The 16,999-nt window shown below is 72.0% G+C and carries 13 protein-coding genes; 8 read left to right on the forward strand and 5 right to left on the reverse strand.

Going from position 1 to position 16,999, the window contains the following annotated elements:
• Nucleotides 1–42: 42 nt before the first annotated feature.
• Complete coding sequence (locus tag WME82_RS02795) at nucleotides 43–1,005, reverse strand: hypothetical protein (RefSeq protein WP_438041560.1); 963 nt, start codon at nucleotides 1,003–1,005, stop codon at nucleotides 43–45.
• Nucleotides 1,006–1,391: 386 nt separating this feature from the next.
• Between WME82_RS02795 and WME82_RS02800 the strand changes: the two genes are divergently transcribed.
• Entirely contained in the window at nucleotides 1,392–2,753 is a 1,362-nt protein-coding gene (locus WME82_RS02800) for a hypothetical protein (protein ID WP_438041561.1), read from the forward strand.
• Between the two features lie 18 nt (nucleotides 2,754–2,771).
• Here the strand turns inward: WME82_RS02800 and WME82_RS02805 are convergent, their stop codons facing one another.
• On the reverse strand, nucleotides 2,772–3,746 hold the full coding sequence (locus tag WME82_RS02805; protein WP_438041562.1) for a tetratricopeptide repeat protein: 975 nt from the start codon (nucleotides 3,744–3,746) through the stop codon (nucleotides 2,772–2,774).
• A 479-nt stretch (nucleotides 3,747–4,225) separates the two neighbouring features.
• Here WME82_RS02805 and WME82_RS02810 point away from each other — a divergent pair, with 479 nt between their 5' ends.
• The gene (locus tag WME82_RS02810) at nucleotides 4,226–5,932 is read left to right on the forward strand and encodes a serine/threonine protein kinase (protein WP_438041563.1); all 1,707 of its coding nucleotides are present in this window, start codon (nucleotides 4,226–4,228) and stop codon (nucleotides 5,930–5,932) included.
• Nucleotides 5,933–6,031: 99 nt separating this feature from the next.
• Entirely contained in the window at nucleotides 6,032–8,221 is a 2,190-nt protein-coding gene (locus WME82_RS02815; protein WP_438041564.1) for a bifunctional alpha,alpha-trehalose-phosphate synthase (UDP-forming)/trehalose-phosphatase, read from the forward strand.
• Nucleotides 8,222–8,225: 4 nt separating this feature from the next.
• On the opposite strand, the gene WME82_RS02820 is transcribed toward WME82_RS02815, so the two are convergent.
• On the reverse strand, nucleotides 8,226–9,965 hold the full coding sequence (locus WME82_RS02820) for a right-handed parallel beta-helix repeat-containing protein (protein WP_438041565.1): 1,740 nt from the start codon (nucleotides 9,963–9,965) through the stop codon (nucleotides 8,226–8,228).
• A 340-nt stretch (nucleotides 9,966–10,305) separates the two neighbouring features.
• Here WME82_RS02820 and WME82_RS02825 point away from each other — a divergent pair, with 340 nt between their 5' ends.
• The gene (locus tag WME82_RS02825; RefSeq protein WP_438041566.1) at nucleotides 10,306–10,923 is read left to right on the forward strand and encodes a Maf family protein; all 618 of its coding nucleotides are present in this window, start codon (nucleotides 10,306–10,308) and stop codon (nucleotides 10,921–10,923) included.
• Between the two features lie 372 nt (nucleotides 10,924–11,295).
• On the forward strand, nucleotides 11,296–12,630 hold the full coding sequence (gene mgtE, locus WME82_RS02830; protein WP_438041567.1) for a magnesium transporter: 1,335 nt from the start codon (nucleotides 11,296–11,298) through the stop codon (nucleotides 12,628–12,630).
• Nucleotides 12,631–12,708: 78 nt separating this feature from the next.
• Here the strand turns inward: mgtE and WME82_RS02835 are convergent, their stop codons facing one another.
• Entirely contained in the window at nucleotides 12,709–13,314 is a 606-nt protein-coding gene (locus WME82_RS02835) for a hypothetical protein (protein ID WP_438041568.1), read from the reverse strand.
• 394 nt (nucleotides 13,315–13,708) lie between these two features.
• On the opposite strand from WME82_RS02835, the gene WME82_RS02840 reads away from it, so the two are divergent.
• The 3 genes from WME82_RS02840 (at nucleotide 13,709) to purU (ending at nucleotide 15,825) form a co-directional block, all read left to right on the forward strand.
• Entirely contained in the window at nucleotides 13,709–13,966 is a 258-nt protein-coding gene (locus WME82_RS02840; RefSeq protein WP_438044853.1) for a hypothetical protein, read from the forward strand.
• 122 nt (nucleotides 13,967–14,088) lie between these two features.
• Nucleotides 14,089–14,826 (forward strand): histidine phosphatase family protein, encoded by a 738-nt coding sequence (locus WME82_RS02845; protein ID WP_012233128.1) that lies wholly within the window; start codon nucleotides 14,089–14,091, stop codon nucleotides 14,824–14,826.
• 105 nt (nucleotides 14,827–14,931) lie between these two features.
• Nucleotides 14,932–15,825: a formyltetrahydrofolate deformylase gene (gene purU / locus WME82_RS02850; protein ID WP_437719484.1), complete on the forward strand. Its 894-nt coding sequence runs from the start codon at nucleotides 14,932–14,934 to the stop codon at nucleotides 15,823–15,825.
• 291 nt (nucleotides 15,826–16,116) lie between these two features.
• Here the strand turns inward: purU and WME82_RS02855 are convergent, their stop codons facing one another.
• Nucleotides 16,117–16,788, reverse strand: a complete 672-nt coding sequence (locus tag WME82_RS02855; protein WP_438041569.1) for a hypothetical protein — start codon at nucleotides 16,786–16,788, stop codon at nucleotides 16,117–16,119.
• Between the last annotated feature and the right edge of the window lie 211 nt (nucleotides 16,789–16,999).

Genomic DNA, 16,999 nt, shown 5'->3' on the forward strand with positions numbered 1-16,999 from the left:
CCGAGCTCGCGCGCGTCGCGCGCCTCCGCCTCTGCGATCGCTTCAGTCGATCGCCTCGACGCGAAAGCTCGACTGGACCAGGCGGCGGGGCCGGGCCCCGATGTCGGCGACGTCGAACCCGAAGCCCGCGCCCTGGTGGTGGATCCCGCCCGACGTGGCGCCGCTCGGCATCTGCACCGACGAGCTCACCGTGACGTAGACCTTCGCCCCCTTGGCGAACGCGGCGGTCATCGCGAGCACGCGCCCGGCGAGCTGCGCCGCCGCCTCGCGCGCCACCCGCGCCCAGAGCGTCGCCGCTCCGGCCGTCGACGACAGCGCGCGCACCCCGAGCACCACGCCGGCGCCGCTCAGGTGCACCTCGAACACCGCGCGCGCCGTCGCGGGCGTCTCGGCGGAGCGCACCGCGTCCGCCACCACGGACGCGACCGTGCCGGCGGCGGGCAGATCCAGCCCCAGCGTCTTGTCCCGATCGCGCATCGCCTCGCGCAGCAGCTCGCCGGCCCTGTCCGCCGAGACCTCGCGCGGCGCGGCCGGCGCGGTCGGCGCCGGCGCTGGCGGCGCGCGATCCGGCAGAACGCCGGGCAGCTGCCACACCGGCGCCCCCCCGAGGCCGGCGACCCCGCGCGGCGCCTCGGCGGTCGGCGGCCCGTCGTACTCGCTCGAGGGCGCCGGGGCCGGAGGCGCCACGGGACCCTCCCGCGGCTCGACCGGCGCCTCCGTCGGCGCCGGCGGCGCTGATGGATCGAGCGGCCGCCGCTCGCGGCGCGCCGTCCGGCCGAGGACCGGCTCCGCCTCGCGCGGCCGTGCCTCGTCCGGCGTGCGCGCCTCGTCCTGCTCCGCCTCGCGCGGCGCGACGGGCTCTATCTCGATCTCCACCTCGCGGCGCGCGCCGCTCGAGCGGGCCTCGAGCACCGGCCCCGGGGCGCCCGCGATCCGCGCGAGCAGCGGGATGGCGGCATGGAGCAGCGTCGCTGCGAGCAGGAAGCGGACCTCGCGGGAGAGCAAGCGCCGAGCACCTTGGTGGGTGCCGGACAGGGGCGCAAGTGCGCGTTTCGTCGCCGGCGTGCTCACGTCCCCGCTCGCGCGCACCTGCGCAGCCCCGGGCACACCCCACCCGCTTCCTCGCTTTGCGGCCCGACAGGCTCACCCACGCGTGTTCCAGCGGGGGACAGGGTATTACGGCCACGCTTAAATATGCGCGTACGGAACGGTTGTCGCTTGAGCTCGAGACCGTACTGGTCGATGCTCCGCCTGCCGCGACGCCTTCCGGGCTCACGGCAGGAGCAGAAACGAAGCGCGCTGCCGCCATGCGGCGCGCTCACGGAACAGACGCAGCGCCTGGCGAGCCAGGGCTGGGCGCTACATCCCCGTTGTAAGGGAGGGGTATCGAAATGAAGGGAAACGTGCGCGCTGACGGGTCGCCTGCGGACCTATCGCCGACGCCCACGCCGCCGCCCGTCACCGTGATCCAGGCTTGCCCGGATCGCGGTCTTCCCCTCGACCTGCCTCCCCTCGGCATGGCCCCCGCGTCGGAGGAGCAAGCGTTCCTTCCCGGTTTTGCCCCGCCAACGCCGCCCTTCCCCATGGCCGGGGCCGGGCCGTACGGCTCCTGGTCCGCGCCCTCGCCGGACGAGCGCCGCGCGCGCGTGTGGCGCGCCCTCGGGGCCTTCGTCTTGGCCGCGGCCACCGTGATCGTCGTCGTCGCCGCCGCCGCGCGCGGGATCGCCGCGCGGATGCCGATCGCCTCCGCCGAGGCCTTCCGCGCCATGACCCCCGTCAACCGCGCGTCGCTGCTCGCGCTGCGCTCCTCGCGCGAGGACGCCGGGGTGAGCGCGGCCGTCGCGCCGGAGGGGCTCGCGCGCTTGCAGCCGCCGGCGCCGCCGCCCGCGCCGGTGACGCCGCCGCCCGCGATCCGGCACGAGGGATACGCGTCGATCCGCGGCGGCGTGCTCTTCACGCCCGACACGTTCAGGCCCGCCGGGTCGAGCTACGATCTCCTGCTGCACTTCCACGGCAACACCCAGCTCGTCCGCGAGAGCGCCGAGGTCGCCGGGCTGAACGCCGCGGTCGCCGTCATCAACCTCGGCATCGGCTCGGGCGCGTACGAGGACTTCTACGCGACGCCGGGCGTCTACGAGAGCCTGCTCGCGGACATCGACCGGGCGCTCGCGCAGCGCGGGCTGCCGACCCCGCGGCTCCGCCGGGTCGCCCTCTCCTCGTGGAGCGCGGGCTACGGCGCGGTCGCCAAGATCCTGGAGCTCCGCCGCGGCGCCGAGCCCCTCGACGCGATCCTCGTCACCGACGGCATCCACTGCGGCTTCGTCCCGGAGCAGCCGAGCGGGCTCAACCCGCTGCAGCTCGCCTCGTTCGCGCGCGCCGCGCAGCTCGCCGCCTCGGAGGAGCTGCTGTTCACCATCACGCACTCGGAGATCGACCCGATCGCGTACGCCAGCTCCTCCGCCACGGCCAGCTACCTGCTCGACGCCGCGGCAGGGCGCCACGTCGAGCGGTCGCCCGCGTCGGACGCGCCCCCGCACCTGCGGCTGCGCGCGGCCGAGGGCGCCGTCTCGAAGAAGCTCGAGAAGCAGATGATCCCGACCACCGAGGCGAGCGTGGGCGAGCTCCATGTCCGCGGGTTCCGGGGCAACACGCCCGAACACCACATGGCGCACCTGCTCCAGATGGCCTCGACCGTCCTCCCGGAGCTCGTCGAGCGCTGGCGCGAAGGCGGCGATCCGTCGTCCGAGCGCTGATCGACGGGAGCGGCAGGGTCAGCTCCGGCTCCGCGCCTCGGCCATCCAGGCCCCGATCGCCGTGGCGACCGGGTGATCCGCCCCCAGCTCCGCCTCGGCGAGCGCGAGCGCCCGCTCGTACAGCGGCAGCGCCGTGGACGGCCGCCCCGCGGCGTGGTGGACCTGCGCGAGCCGGACCAGCGTCGGCCGGAGCGACGGGTGGGCGGCCCCGGCCAGCGCCTCCCGCGCGGAGAGCGCGCGCTCGTACAGCGCCGCCGCCTCGGCCGTGTCCCCGAGCGCCTCCCGGGCGGCCGCCAGGTTGTGCAGGATCGACGCGAGGAGGCCCCCCTCCACGCCCGCCCCCGCCTCGGCGATCTCGAGCGCCCTCCGGAGCATCACCTCCCGCTCGGCGGTCGGGAGGTCCTCTTCCAGCTCCAGGAACGTGGCGGCGTTGTAGAGCGCCTCTGCGACGAGCGCGTGACGGGCGCCGAGCGCCCCCTCCCGCAGCGCGATCGCCCGCCGGAAGAGCGGCGCCGCCTCGGCGCGGGCCCCCCGCCTGCCGAGCAGCAGGCCGAGCCGGTTCAGCAGCGCCGACAGCTCGATGGGGTCGGGGTCGCGCATCCGCTCGTAGCCCGCGAGCATCCGGCGGAACAGCGCCTCGACGTCCTCGAGCTCGCCCTGCCGCTCGAGGATGGCGGCCAGCTGCTCGAGCAGCCTCGGCAGCGGCGGATCGGTGCTCGCCGCCGCCTCGGCGATGGCGATCGCCCTCGCGGAGCTCGCGCGCGCCTCGTCCAGCCGCCCCTGCGCGAGCCGCGCCGAGCTCAGCGCGTAGAGCGGCGCCGCCAGCTCGGCGTCCCCGTCACCGTAGATCTCCTCGGCGATCCGGAGCGCCCGCGCGCATGTCGCCTCCGCGTCGGCGTGGCGCGAGCCGGCGAGCTCGGACGCCGCCATGTCGAGTAGGCGCCGGTACTCTCTCCCCCTCCACCAGCGCAGCACGGCGCGATCCGGTCGCATCCTCCTCTACTACCTCGTCCCCACCCGGGAGGGCGAGAAGGCCGGCAGGGACGTCCGGCGCGCACCGGCCGGCGTCCGGCGGCGGCACCCGACAAGGACGATCGGAAGAGCATCGCGCGGGCGCGGAGCAGTGTACTCTGCTCGCAGGATCTCGTGGCGCGAAGGTGCGATGCAGACGCTCGATGCCAGCAACTGGCGGTTCCCGTCGATCGGGGCTATGGCGCACGGCGCATGGTGCGGCGCCTCCCGAACGGCCTCCCGAACGGCCTCTCGAGCGGGGGCCCCTGCCTCACGAACGGGGCGATCGTGGAGGCGATCGAGGAAAGGTCGCCAAGGACATTTCTTCCGTTTAGACTGCCCCGACGGCCCCACGCGCCGACGCTCCCCACGATCATGAGGTCCAGGCTCACGCATCGCGAGGCATCGTCACCGAGGGGAGGGCTCGCCCGCGCCCGCACGGGGAAGGCGACGGAGTTCATATGAGTGGTGCCAACGAAAACGTCGTCGATGAAGTAGCGCGCAGCGAGCCGATCGATCCGTTGCTCGGAAAGGTGCTCAACGGAAAGTTCAAGATCCTTTCCCAGCTCGCGACCGGCGGCATGGGCACGATCTATCGCGGCGAGCAGATCCCGCTCGGGCGCCAGGTGGCGATCAAGGTCTTGATCCCGAACCAGGCCTCGCGGCAGCTCGACCCGAACTTCCACAAGCGCTTCTTCCTCGAGGCGAGCATCCTCGCGCGTCTCCAGCACCCGAACATCGTCACCGTCTTCGACTACGGCCGCATCGAGGCCGACGATCAGGAGCGGTTCTTCATGGCGATGGAGTTCCTCGAGGGCGAGACGCTCTTCCGGCGCGTGCGCCGGCAGGGGCGCCTGCCGCCGCCCGAGGCGATGCGCATCGCGCGGCAGATCGCGCGCGGGCTGCGCGAGGCGCACAAGCACGGCGTCGTCCACCGCGACCTCAAGCCGTCGAACATCATGCTCGTCTCCAACGAGGACGCGGAGGAGGCGGTCAAGATCCTCGATTTCGGCCTCGTGAAGCAGCTGGGCGACGACTCGGAAGAGCTCACGCAGCAGGGCGCGTTCCTGGGCTCGCCCCGCTTCATGTCGCCCGAGCAGATCTCGCACGGCAAGGTCGATCTCAGGACCGACATCTACTCGCTCGGCGTCATCCTCTACCAGATGCTCTGCGGGAAGGTCCCGTTCGAGTCCGAGAAGTCGATCCAGATCCTGATGGCGCACCTCCAGCAGCCGGTGCCGCGCATGAAGGAGCGGAACCCGGACGTCGACATCCCGGAGCCGCTCGAGGCGCTCGTGATGCGCTGTCTCGCGAAGGATCCGGACGGCCGGCCCGCGACGATGGACGCCCTCATCCAGGGCCTCGGCGAGTGCGCCCGCGGCATGGGCGTGACGACAGCGTTCGGCGGCACGCAGATCACCTCGTTCGAGTCGCTGCCCGGCGTGCAGATCTCGTCGCGTTCGTCCACGGTGCAAGCGCTCAAGGACGCGGTGACGCTCCCGGCGCCGTCGAGTGATGACGATCCGAGCGGGCGCACCTCCGGCGTCGGCTCGGGCCCGGGCGCCGCCGCGACCGCGGCGGGCGCGTCCAAGGGCGCGACCGGCGCGCAGGAGGCCCCCTCCGGCGGCGGTCGCAAGGGGGTGATCCTCGCCGCCATCGGCGCGGTCGTCGTGGCGGCGGGCGCGTTCGCGCTGACCCGCAAGCCCGCTCAGACCGAGGCCACGCCCGAGGTCGCGACCGCGCCCACGACCGCGCCCGCGGCGACCGGCACGCCCGGCGATCACAAGGGCGCGCCCTCGTTCATGCTGATCATCGAGTCGATCCCGCCGGGCGCCGACGTCCTGGAGGACGGGAAGTCGCTCGGGCAGACGCCGCTCCAGCTCTCGATCGCGAACGAGCAGGTGCGCGCGTCGCCTCGCCGGCTGACCCTGCAGAAGGAAGGCTTCCAGCCCTACTCCATCGTGCAGGGGCCGTCGGAGATGTCCGTGCAGACCGTCGCGCGGCTCGCGCAGGTGGCCGCGCCTGCGAAGACCGACGACGCGCCGTCGAACACGAGCTCGGGCGGCAGGCGAAACTGGGGCCGCCCCGTTCGCCCCGCAGCGCCCACGGCCACGTCGAAGCCCAGCGCTCCGGAGAACACGGCCCCGTCGATCCGGATCGACAGGTAGCGATCAGGGCGCGCCCGACGAGCCCCATCGGCTAGCTCCTGATTTCACCGCGCCTCAAGGGCGTGGTGCAGGGGCCATGCGCTAGCTTCCTGGCCGCGCATGTCCCGCCTGCTCATCGTCTCGAACCGCCTTCCGGTGACCGTCCACGCCGATCAGGGGGACGTCTCTGTCGTCCCCTCGGCGGGCGGCCTCGTGACCGCGCTCCGGGGCCCCCACGAGCGCCACGGCGGCCTCTGGCTCGGATGGCCGGGCGACCTCGCGCGCCTCACCGAGGAGCAGCGCCGAGAGGTCGAGGATCGGCTCGAGCAGCTCGGCGCGGTCCCGGTGCAGCTCACCTCGGCCGAGGTGAGCCGTTACTACGACGGCTTCTCGAACAGCGTCCTGTGGCCGCTGTTCCACTACCTCGTCGAGAAGTTGCACCTCGACGCCCGGCACGACTGGGAGAGCTACCGCGAGGTGAACGAGCGCTTCGCCGAGGCCATCGTCGCCCGGTACAGGCCGGGCGACAGGGTGTGGATCCACGACTACCAGCTCACGCTGGTGCCGGCGATGCTGCGGCGGCGCATCCCCGACGCGCGGATCGGCTTCTTCCTGCACATCCCTTTCCCCGCGGCCGAGGTCTTCCGGATCCTGCCCTGGCGGGAGCAGGTGCTGCGCGGCATGCTCGGCGCCGACGTCGTCGGGTTTCACACGACGGCCTATCGGTACCACTTCGTCTACTCCGCGGCGCGCGTGCTCGGGCTCGATCCCGACCTGGAGACGCTCGCGTACGAGGGGCGGCGGGTGCGGCTCGGCGCCTATCCGGTCAGCATCGACGTCGACGAGTTCGTGCGGCTCGCGCGCGACGAGGAGGTCCGCGCCGAGGCGCGGCGCATCCGCGAGAGCGCCCAGGGCCGGAAGATCGTGCTCGGCGTCGATCGGCTCGACTACACGAAGGGCATCCCGAGGCGCATGCTCGCCATCGAGCGCTTCCTGGAGCGCGAGCCCGAGCTCCGGAGCAAGGTCCGGTTCATCCAGCTCGCGGTGCCGACGCGCGAGAACGTCGACGCCTACGCCGAGTTCCGGCGCGTCGTGAACGAGCTCGTCGGCCGCATCAACGGCAGCTACGGGACGCTCGACGATGTCCCGATCCACTTCCTGCACCGGTCGATGCCCATGGCCGGGGTCGTCGCGCTCTACCTCGCGGCCGACGTGATGATGGTGACGCCGCTGCGCGACGGGATGAACCTCGTCTGCAAGGAGTACGTGGCCTCGCGGCTCGACGACACCGGCGCGCTCGTGCTGAGCGAGTTCGCGGGCGCGGCCGCCGAGCTGATCGAGGCGCTCCTGGTGAACCCGCACGACATCGACGCGGTGGCGTCGACGATCCAGCGGGCGCTCGTCATGTCGCCGTCCGAGCAGCGCGTCCGGATGCAGGCGCTCCGGCGTCGCGTCGTGACGCACGACGCGCACCGCTGGTCGCACCGCTTCCTGAACGATCTCGAGCGCGCGGGCGGCGTCCTGCCCGCGGTGGGGGCCGTCCGGCGGCCGGAAGGCGCGCCCCAGGGGAGCACGATCGCGAGCGCGCGCAGCGCGCCGTCGCTGATCGTGATGCTCGACTACGACGGCACGCTGGTCCCCCTCGAGGCCATGCCCGAGCTCGCTCAGCCGGACGAGGCGCTCGTCACCGAGCTGCGCGAGCTCGCGGCGCGCCCGCGGACGCAGGTGCACGTGGTGAGCGGCCGGCCGCGCGAGGACCTCGAGCGGTGGCTGGGCGAGCTGCCCATCAGCCTCCACGCGGAGCACGGGTTCTTCTCGCGCGCCGCGCCCGGGGAGCCCTGGGTCGCGCTCCGCGAGGCCGCGCTCGACTGGAAGCCGAGGGTCCGCGACATCCTCCAGGGCTTCGTCGACCGCACGGCGGGCAGCTTCATCGAGGAGAAGATGGTCTCGATCGCGTGGCACTACCGGGCCGCCGACCCGGAGCTCGCCAGCCAGACGGCCCGCGAGGTGCCCCTGGAGCTCGGCGAGGTGCTGCGCGAGCACGATCTCGAGCTCATCCCGGGCCGGAAGGTGCTGGAGGTGCGGCTCCGCGGCGTCAACAAGGGGGTGATCGTGCCGCGGGTGCTCGCCATGATGGGGCCCGACGCGGTGGTGATCGCGCTCGGCGACGACAGGACCGATGAGGATCTGTTCGCGGCGCTCCCCCCGACCGCGCTCACGATCCACGTGGGCGGCGGGGAGAGCTCCGCGGCGTTTCAGCTGCCCGACCCGGCGTCCGCGCGTCGCTTGCTGCGCGCGCTCGTCGCCTGAGGGCTCACGCCCCGGCGCGGCGACCGCGCCGCCGGAGGGCGGCGCCGAGGAGCGCCGCCGCCCCGGCGAGGAGAGCCCCCGAGCCGGCGATCGGGCCGCCCGCGAGCCCCCCGCCGACGCTGCACGCGCTGGCGTGGGCGTCGTGCGGAGCGCCCGCGTTGCCCTGCGCGGCCTCGGAGCACGCAGCGGCGCGCGCTGCGGTGTCGTCGCCGTCCGCGGCGCAGTCGCCGGCGGACGCGTCGGCGTCGGCGTCGGCGTTGGCGTCGGCGTCGCTGGCATCGACGTCGCTGGCATCGACGTCGTCGGTGTCGCTGGCATCTGCCTCACCGTCGCTCGGGGCGGCATCGCGGCCGACGTTCCACGCCTCCTCCGCGGCGCTGCTGTCGCCGTCGTCGAGGTCCCGATCGCTGTCCGCGGCCCTCATGGCGAACGCCGCGAGGCTGGAGCCGGACTCGTAGGCTCCGATGTCGATCGCGCCGGCGACCGGCCGCAGCAGCGGTCCGCTGGCCCCGCGGCTGCCCCTCCTGGGCGAGGACTGCGGCGCGGTGAGCGGCTTCGGGAACGGGTACCCTGCCGGGCTCGGCGTCGCGCTGGAGCCGGCGTTGACGAGCGGGCTGTTCGACGCCGGGCGGAGGTCCAGCGAGCTGAGGTTGGTGAAGCCGGGGTCGGTGCTCTGCACCGTGCCTGTCCACGCCGCGGGGATGGCCGAGGAGCCGGTGGGCACCCAGTTGTTGGCGCCCGAGATCAACGCCGTTCCGGTCTTCCAGGTCGCGCTCCTGTCGACATAGACCTCCACGCCGCCGCCGCCGCGCCGATAGAACACGTTGTTGCTCAGTTCGACGCTCTCGATCCCGTCGAACATCCTGATCGCCGGCCGCGACCCGGGGGCGAGCAGGAACGTGTTGTTGACGAACCGGAAGCGACCCCACGTCTGCCCCGTGCCGTCGCCCCCGACGCGCACGGCGAAGTGCTGGCCGGTCTTGACGATGACATTGCCGACGACGTCGGAGTCCTCGCGCGCGAGCCCCTCGTCCTGGCCGTCCGGCCCGATCAGCTCGAGCTCGTGGTATTTCGCGCCCTCGATCCAGTTGTAATAGATCTCGTTCCGCTCCGCGCGGCTCTTCACGCTGTTGCCGCCATTGCCGTCGTGCACATAGCAGTGCCGCATGCGGAACACCGAGCCGAGGCGCGTCTCCTCGTCGGTCGCGATGTAGATGGGGTGCCTGGTGTCGCCCGAGCCGCAGGCATAGACCTCGACGTACTCCAGCGTGAGGGAGCCCGACTCGGAGTCGGCGCCGAGGATCCCGTGCCCGGCGCAATCGTGCACCACCGAGTCGCGGATCGTGATGTCGTGCGCTTTGTTGAACACGCAGCGGCCCGAGCCGCCGGTGATGTCGAAGCCTTCGAAGGTATAGTGATTGCCAGCGAAGACCACGGTGTTCGTCCCCCCCGATAGGACAGGGCGGCGGCCGTTCACGCGAACGCCGCGGATCGTGATCTTCTGCGCCTCGGTGCCCGACTTCTTGAAGAACAGATCCCCCGGATAGGTCGCGTCGCCCTCGACCAGCACCACGTCCCCGGCAGCGAGGCGAGGGGCGACCTCCGCGAGGCTCGCATAAGGCTTGCCCCGCCCCACCTCGTACGTCGCTGCGCTCGCCGGCGAGGCGGCGAGCAGCACGGAGAGCCCGATGCCCGGCGCGACGAGAGAGAGTGTGACGAGGTGCCTTGTGTTGAGTTGCTGCATTGGCGTACTGTCGCGTGCTGTAGAGTCCGAGTGCAAGCTGCTTTTTAATGAAATGCATGATGGGTAATTCAGGCGACACCTGACGGCAGGAATTCCTGCCGTTATTTCCGTGTACCCAGCGGCTTTCACCATTGCTGAGAATCCTCGCCGTCTGCCATTTCTCGATAAATTTTTGTAAATAAAAGCAAGTCGGTGCGAACGCCGCGAAGAGCGTGAAGAGCAGCGAAGAGCGGGTGAAGCGCGGGAGGAGCGGGAGGAGCGCGAGGGGCTGGAGGAGCGCGCGGGGCGAGGCGGGCGGTTCCTCTCGGCGCGCGCGTCGTTTCGTGTCATGGAGCCGACCATGTTTCCGGTTGTCCTCGCCTCCACGTCGCCCTTCCGGAGGGCGCTCCTCGATCGCCTCGGGCTCGCCTACGAGGCCGTCGCGCCGGCGTTCGAGGAGATCGCGCCCGAGGGGATGTCGCCCCTCGCGTGCGCCCGCCTCTTCGCGGAGGGGAAGGCGCTGAGCCTCGCGCCCGCGCGGGAAGGCGCCCTGATCATCGGCGCCGATCAGGCGCTCGAGCTCGATGGGGAGCTCCTCCGCAAGCCGGCCTCGCTCGACGAGGCGGCAGACCAGCTCGGGCGGCTCTCGGGGCGCGTCCACGCGCTCCACGCCGCCGTCGCCGTGCACGCGCCGCCGGGGGTGCCGCTCGCGGCCGGCGAGCCGCGGACGCTGGCCGAGTTCGTCTCGGTGGAGCTCCGCGTCCGCCCGCTCGACCGCGCGCAGATCCGCCGCTACGTCGAGCTGGATCGGCCGATCGGCAGCGCGGGAGGATACCTCTTCGAGAAGCACGGACCGTGGCTGTTCGACGACGTGCGCCACGCCGACGAGGCGGCCATCGTGGGGCTGCCGCTCGTCCCGCTCTGCCGCCTCCTGCGCCGCTTCGGGGTCGATCCGCTCGCCCCGCCCGCGCGCGCGTGAGCGCAGGCGTCAGGCAGGCGTCAGAGAGAGCGCCGGCAGGCTCCACGCAGGCCGAGAGAGAGCCTGCATCCTGGGAGATACGGTAGGTTCCCGCCAAACCGCGCCATTGCGCGTCGGCGCGATCCGAGCACCGAGGGAGAAGCCCCAGGGAACCAGGAAGTTGCCGGCTGCCCCAGGCGCTGTGCTGTCTGACGGCGCAGGCGGGGGGCCCCGGCGCTGTGTGCGCGCCGGGGCTCTCAGGGAGGGGCGGCCGTGGCGCGCCCGTTGCTAATCGTGGTTCCAGGGTCGAGCCTGCCGCTGGGCCCTCACGAATGAGCATCTTCTGCCGGGCGACGCCGACGGGGCGGGCCAGGCGCTCGACGAGGTGAGGCGATGATGGAACGCCCGCCCTTCAACGCGGCCGAGGCGCTCACGGCGGCTGATCTGACGCTGTCCTGGTCGGCCCTGCAGAACGAGGAGCGGGTGCAGGCCTATCGCCGCCTGCGGCGCGAGGAGGCGGAGGATTTCTTCGAGGGTCTCCCCACGGCCGACCAGGCCGCGCTCCTCGCGGGCCTCACGAAGGGCGAACGCAGGATGTGGCTCCGCCTGCTCGCGCCCGACGACGTGGCGGACCTCCTCCTCGAGGTGTCGCCGGCCGACCAGGCGGAGCTCCTCTCCTTGCTCGACGAGCCGACGCGGCGCGAGGTGATCGCGCTCCTCGCGTACGCCGAGGACGAGGCCGGCGGGCTGATGAGCCCTTGGTTCGCGCGCGTGCGGCCGGAGGCGACGGTCGACCAGGCGATCAGCTATCTCAAGCGGCAGGCCAGGGATCACCTCGAGACCATCTACTACGGTTATGTGCTCGACGCCGAGCAGCGGCTGCGCGGCGTGGTGTCGCTCAGGCAGCTCATGATCGCCCCCGGCGACCGGCGCGTCAGCGACGTCATGAAGACCGACGTCGTGTCGGTCAACGAGGACGCCGACCAGGAGGCGGTGGCGCGGACCTTCGCGGAGCACGATCTCGTGGCGATACCCGTCGTCGACAGCGAGGGTCGGATGAAGGGGATCGTCACCGCAGACGACATCGTGGACGTCGTGGAAGAGGAGGCGACCGAGGACATCCAGAAGCTCGGCGGCATGCAGGCGCTCGACGCGCCCTACCTCCGGACCCCCCTCTCCAGGATGCTCGGCAAGCGCGCGGGCTGGCTGTCCGCGCTGTTCGTGGGCGAGCTCCTCACCGCAACGGCGATGGGGCACTATGAGAACGAGATCGCCCGCGCCGTCGTGCTCGCCCTCTTCGTGCCGCTCATCATCTCGAGCGGGGGCAACTCCGGCTCTCAGGCGACGACGCTGGTCATCCGGGCGATGGCGCTCGGCGAGATCCGGCTCGCCGACTTCTGGCGCGTCAGCCGCCGGGAGCTCGCGTCGGGCCTCGCGCTCGGCGGGATCCTCGGCGCCATCGGCTTCGCGCGCGTCATCGCCTGGGAGAAGCTCTTCGGGGCCTATGGCCCGCACTACGCGCTCCTCGCCCTGGCCGTCGCGATCAGCCTGGTCGGCGTCGTGACCTGGGGCACGCTGGCGGGGGCGCTCCTGCCGTTCGTGCTCCGGGCGCTCCGCTTCGACCCGGCGAGCGCCTCGGCCCCGTTCGTCGCGACCCTCGTCGACGTCTCCGGCCTCGTGATCTACTTCAGCGTGGCCGAGCTCCTGCTCCGCGGTGTGCTGCTGTGAAGCGGGCGAGCGCCCCCCGCGCCCTCCCCGGGGGCTTCCCCGAAGCGCGCGGCCGGGGAGCGCCCGGGCGATGGGGGCCTAGGGGCTGACGCGGGACGCCAGGTAGCGCGCCACATACGCGCCGATCACGCGCGCGTCCTCGCGCCAGCGGCCGCCGGGCTTCAGCTTGTCCGCGTCCGTGGAGCTCAGGCTCGTGTTCGGGATGGGCGACGCCGTGCGGCTCGAGAACTGGACCTCATCGAGCACCCGGCCGTCCGGCGTCGTGAGCCGGAGCGTCAGCCGGATCTGGCTCGGGGCCGAGGAGACGACCGCGTAGAAGCCTGGATTCATGTAGCCGATATAGGGCTTGATCACGAACGGCGCCGACGTGTGGCCGTCGGACGGCGCGACCTCGACGCCCTCGTCCTGGGCGGCGGCGACCAGGGCCTTCGTGAACTCCTCGTTGATGGACTCCTTGTCCGCCACGAAGCGCTGGTGATCGTCCGCGTCCTTGCTGGCCAGGTACTGGTCCTCGCGCTGGTCGAGGATGAAGAGGCCCACGTAGTCGATGGGCATCAGGGCGAAATACCGCTGGCCGACGAACGTGTCGGGGCTCGCCTGGGTCACGACGCGCCAGCGCGGCCCGCACCCGGCGAGGGCCGCGAAGCCGAGCAGCGCGGCCGCGATGAAGCTGCGACGGTGCATGAGGGTCTCCTTCAGAGGGCCCGCCTTGTAGGCCATGTCCGAGCGAGCTGGCAAGGGCGGCGCAGCGCGCCGCGCCCGGGCGGGCCGGTCCGGCGCGCCGCGCCCAGGCGGGCCCGTCCGGCCCGCCGCGATCACGCGGCGGCGGCCCGCGCGCCCCCTCCGACCCGGACGGGGCAGGCGGCCCGCGCGCTCGATCGATGGCGCGCGCGGGCTCGCCCCGCGCTCGCGCGCGCTGTGCAATGGGCGGACAGGACCGGAGCTGGCCTGTCGGATGCATGTTGGATTCGACAGCTGCAATGGCCACCTCGTACGAGGATGCCTTTCTATCGACGTTGGAGGTAAACCCATGATCCCGAATTTCGTAGCCGGTCTCTTCAGCATTTGGCCCATCTTGGTGCTCCCGTTGCTCGGCGTCGATCCGCCGGAGGACGCGGGTGGCAGCGGCTCGCAGGTGGGCGAAGGCTCCGAGCTGGAGATCCCAGGCTTGCCCGGGGAGGGCGCCTCGCGGTTCGCCTATTCGATCTCCTGCATCGAGGGCAGCACGGGAAAGAAGACCTTCCTGACGCAGGACGACTTCTGCAGCGCCCTGCGCGACGAGCAGGTCTGCTCCGAGAGCGCGGCCATCTTCGCGCTCTTCCACGGCTGTCCCTGAGCGCCCGCGCGGCGGCGGTACAAACCCTTGACATTCGAGGGGGGCCTTGCTCTTCCTAGCGAGCGCGAACCGCCCCGCGCGGCCCTCCCCCCACAAGGTCGCGCGCCTCGGAGGCTCAGATCGTGACGAACCTCTATCTCATCCGGCATGGAGAAGCGCTGGTCAACGTGAACCATATCGTGGGCGGGATGCGCGGGGACACCGGGCTGACGCAGCTCGGCGTCCTCCAGGCGGAGCGCCTGCGCGATCGCCTGGCCGCGACGCGCGAGATCCCCGCCGACGTCCTGATCGCCAGCACCTATCGCCGGGCGCAGCAGACGGCCGAGATCGTCGCCCCCGCCCTGGGGCTGCCCGTCACGCTCGACGACGAGGTCCAGGAGCTCCGCCCCGGCGAGGCGGACGGGATGCCGGTCGGCGAGGCGATGGTGCGCTACGCGATCGATTTCGAGCGCGAGCCGTACCGGCCGGCGAGCCCCGGTGGGGAGAGCTGGGCTCAGTTCATGCTGCGGGTCTCCGTCGCCCTCGATCGCGTCACCCGTGAGCACGAGGGGCGGACGATCGTCGTCGTCACCCACGGCGGCTTCATCGACGTCGCGTTCCTCCACTTCTTCAGGATGAACGCGCTCGCCTTCCCGAGCGCGCACTTCGCCACCCGCCACACCTCGCTCACCCACTGGCAGCGAAGGCGGCGCTGGGGTCGGGCCGAGGCCTGGCACCTCATCTATTACAACGACAGCGCGCACCTGCGCGACGTCGAGCGGACCGTGCGCATCCCCTGGGCGGAGCTCTCCACGCTGGCGCCGAGGCTCGTGGATGATCCGTCTGGGCCGCCGTCCTCCGAGAGCGGCGAGGGGCGCTAGCACGCGCGGCCAGGCAGCCTGGCAGACAGGCTGCCGCCCGCCCGCGGTCCCTCCCGGCCCTCGCGCTTGCGCCTCCGCCTCGGGGCGAGCTACATGACCCGTATGATGGGTCCCGTTCACGCAACCTTCCTCATCGCCGCTCCCGACCAGCCCGGTCTCGTCGCGCGACTCGCGGGGTTCTTCTACGACATCGGCCTGAACATCATCGACGCGAGCAACCACACCGATGCGTTCATGGACGAGGGCCCGCGCTTCTTCATGCGTCTCGTCGTCGATCTGTCCGGCCTCGCCTCGCCGGCCGCCGTCGCCGCCCTGGGCGGCTCGGCCACCCGCGGCGCGATCGAGGCTGCCTTTCGCGAGCTCGCCGCGTCGCTCTCGGCGCGATGGTCGGTGGAATACAGCGATCACGTCCCGAAGATGGCGATCCTCGTCACGAGGGATCCTGCGTGCCTCTACGATCTGGTGCTCCGGCAGCGCGCGGGCGAGCTTCGCTGCGAGATCCCGCTCGTGATCTCCAACCACCCCACGCTCGAGGCGGTGGCCGAGAGCTTTCGAATCCCTTTCTTCTGCATCCCGATCACCCCGGAGACCAAGCGCGAGCAGGAGCGTCAGGTGCTTCACCTGCTGAAGAGGCACCATGTCGATCTCGTCGTCCTGGCGCGTTACATGCAAATCCTCTCCGAGCAGATGCTCGATGAGGCGCCGCCCGTCATCAACATCCACCACGGGTTCCTGCCCGCGTTCCAGGGCGCGAAGCCTTACCACCAGGCGCACGCGCGCGGCGTGAAGCTCATCGGCGCGACGGCGCATTATGCGACGCGGGACCTGGATCAGGGGCCGATCATCGAGCAGGACGTGGCGCGCGTGAATCACCAGATGGGCCCCGAGGAGATGACCCGGATGGGGCGTGACGTGGAGCGGCTCGTCCTCTCTCGCGCCGTCCGGGCGCACCTGGAGCGGCGGGTCATCGTCGAAGGCCGCCGCACCGTCGTTTTTTAGAGCGGCGGTCACCCGCTTCGGATACGGGCCCATCTCGACGTTTTCGGTGCTCAGCGCACAGGAGTGCGCTTGCGCGCCGAAAACGCCGATCTGGGCCCGTCTCCTGTGCGGGAGACCGCCGCTCTGCTCGGCATGGTGCAGAGGGGGGGCGGAGACCGCTGTGGATCTCCAGACAATGCCCCGACCGACCCAGGTCGTGGGGCAGTCGGGGCAATCTGGGCGATCGAGCGCGGGGGAGGTGCGCGCGGCCGGGCGCGCTCTCCTGGGAGCCCGATGAGCGCGCGCGAGGCGTTACGGCCGGCCCTGCTGGCCAGGCGCGGTGATCTGGCCTTGCTGGCCGGGCGCGAGCTGCCCGAGGACGGCCGACTGGCCATAAGCGCCCGACTGGGAGATGGCGGCCTGGCCGAGGCCGGCCTGCTGACCAGCATAGCCCTGGATCCCTTGGCTGGATTGCTGGCCGGCATAACCGCCGAACCCGGCCTTGGACGGCACCTGTGCCTGCCCGGGGAACATCCCGGCCTGGCTCGGCACGAGCGCGCCCTTGCCAGGGAACACCTCACCCTTGCTGGGCCCGAGCGCGCCCTTGCTCGGTCCGAGCGCGCCCTTGCTGGGGAACATCCCGCCCTTGCTCGGCACGAGCGCGCCCTTGCTGGGGAACATCTCGCCCTTGCTCGGTCCGAGCGCGCCCTTGCTGGGGAACATCTCGCCCTTGCTCGGTCCGAGCGCGCCCTTGCTGGGGAACACCCCGCCCTTGCTCGGGCCCATCTGGGCCTGTCCGGGCGCGAGCTGCGCCGCGCCCATCCCCAGGTATCCGCCTCGCTCCTCCTCCAACGCTTGCTCGACGGCCCCGATCTCGTCGTCACCGAGATCGCTTTGATCGAGGTCCGCGTCGTCCGTGTTCACCGCACAACCGGCGGCCAGAGCAGCCAAAAGAAATGCAGGCACCAGCATCTTGCTATGCATCGACATGATCGTTTCCCCCCGATGTCCGCGAGGGCCCACCAGGCCCAGACATCTCGGCTCACCGCAGAGCAGAGTGTGTGCCTGGCGGAGCTGTGCAGACGTTTCCGCTCCCGGCGTGCTTGACGTCCGCGAGGGCGTCAATGCAGCGCGCTCGCGCGAGCGGCGCCCCGCAGCGGAGCCCGCGCGATCCGGGCCGAGCGGATCGTCGAGG

The sequence above is a fragment of the Sorangium sp. So ce128 genome (assembly GCF_051525245.1).
Classification (GTDB): Bacteria; Myxococcota_A; Polyangia; order Polyangiales; family Polyangiaceae; genus Sorangium; species Sorangium cellulosum_B.

Coding starts and splice junctions, on each gene's coding strand:
- WME82_RS02800 (WP_438041561.1), top strand. CDS start 1,392: ATGAAGGGAAACGTGCGCGCTGACGGGTCGCCTGCGGACCTATCGCCG.
- WME82_RS02805 (WP_438041562.1), bottom strand. CDS start 3,746: ATGCGACCGGATCGCGCCGTGCTGCGCTGGTGGAGGGGGAGAGAGTAC.
- WME82_RS02810 (WP_438041563.1), top strand. CDS start 4,226: ATGAGTGGTGCCAACGAAAACGTCGTCGATGAAGTAGCGCGCAGCGAG.
- WME82_RS02815 (WP_438041564.1), top strand. CDS start 6,032: ATGTCCCGCCTGCTCATCGTCTCGAACCGCCTTCCGGTGACCGTCCAC.
- WME82_RS02820 (WP_438041565.1), bottom strand. CDS start 9,965: ATGCAGCAACTCAACACAAGGCACCTCGTCACACTCTCTCTCGTCGCG.
- WME82_RS02825 (WP_438041566.1), top strand. CDS start 10,306: ATGTTTCCGGTTGTCCTCGCCTCCACGTCGCCCTTCCGGAGGGCGCTC.
- mgtE (WP_438041567.1), top strand. CDS start 11,296: ATGATGGAACGCCCGCCCTTCAACGCGGCCGAGGCGCTCACGGCGGCT.
- WME82_RS02835 (WP_438041568.1), bottom strand. CDS start 13,314: ATGCACCGTCGCAGCTTCATCGCGGCCGCGCTGCTCGGCTTCGCGGCC.
- purU (WP_437719484.1), top strand. CDS start 14,932: ATGGGTCCCGTTCACGCAACCTTCCTCATCGCCGCTCCCGACCAGCCC.
- WME82_RS02855 (WP_438041569.1), bottom strand. CDS start 16,788: ATGCATAGCAAGATGCTGGTGCCTGCATTTCTTTTGGCTGCTCTGGCC.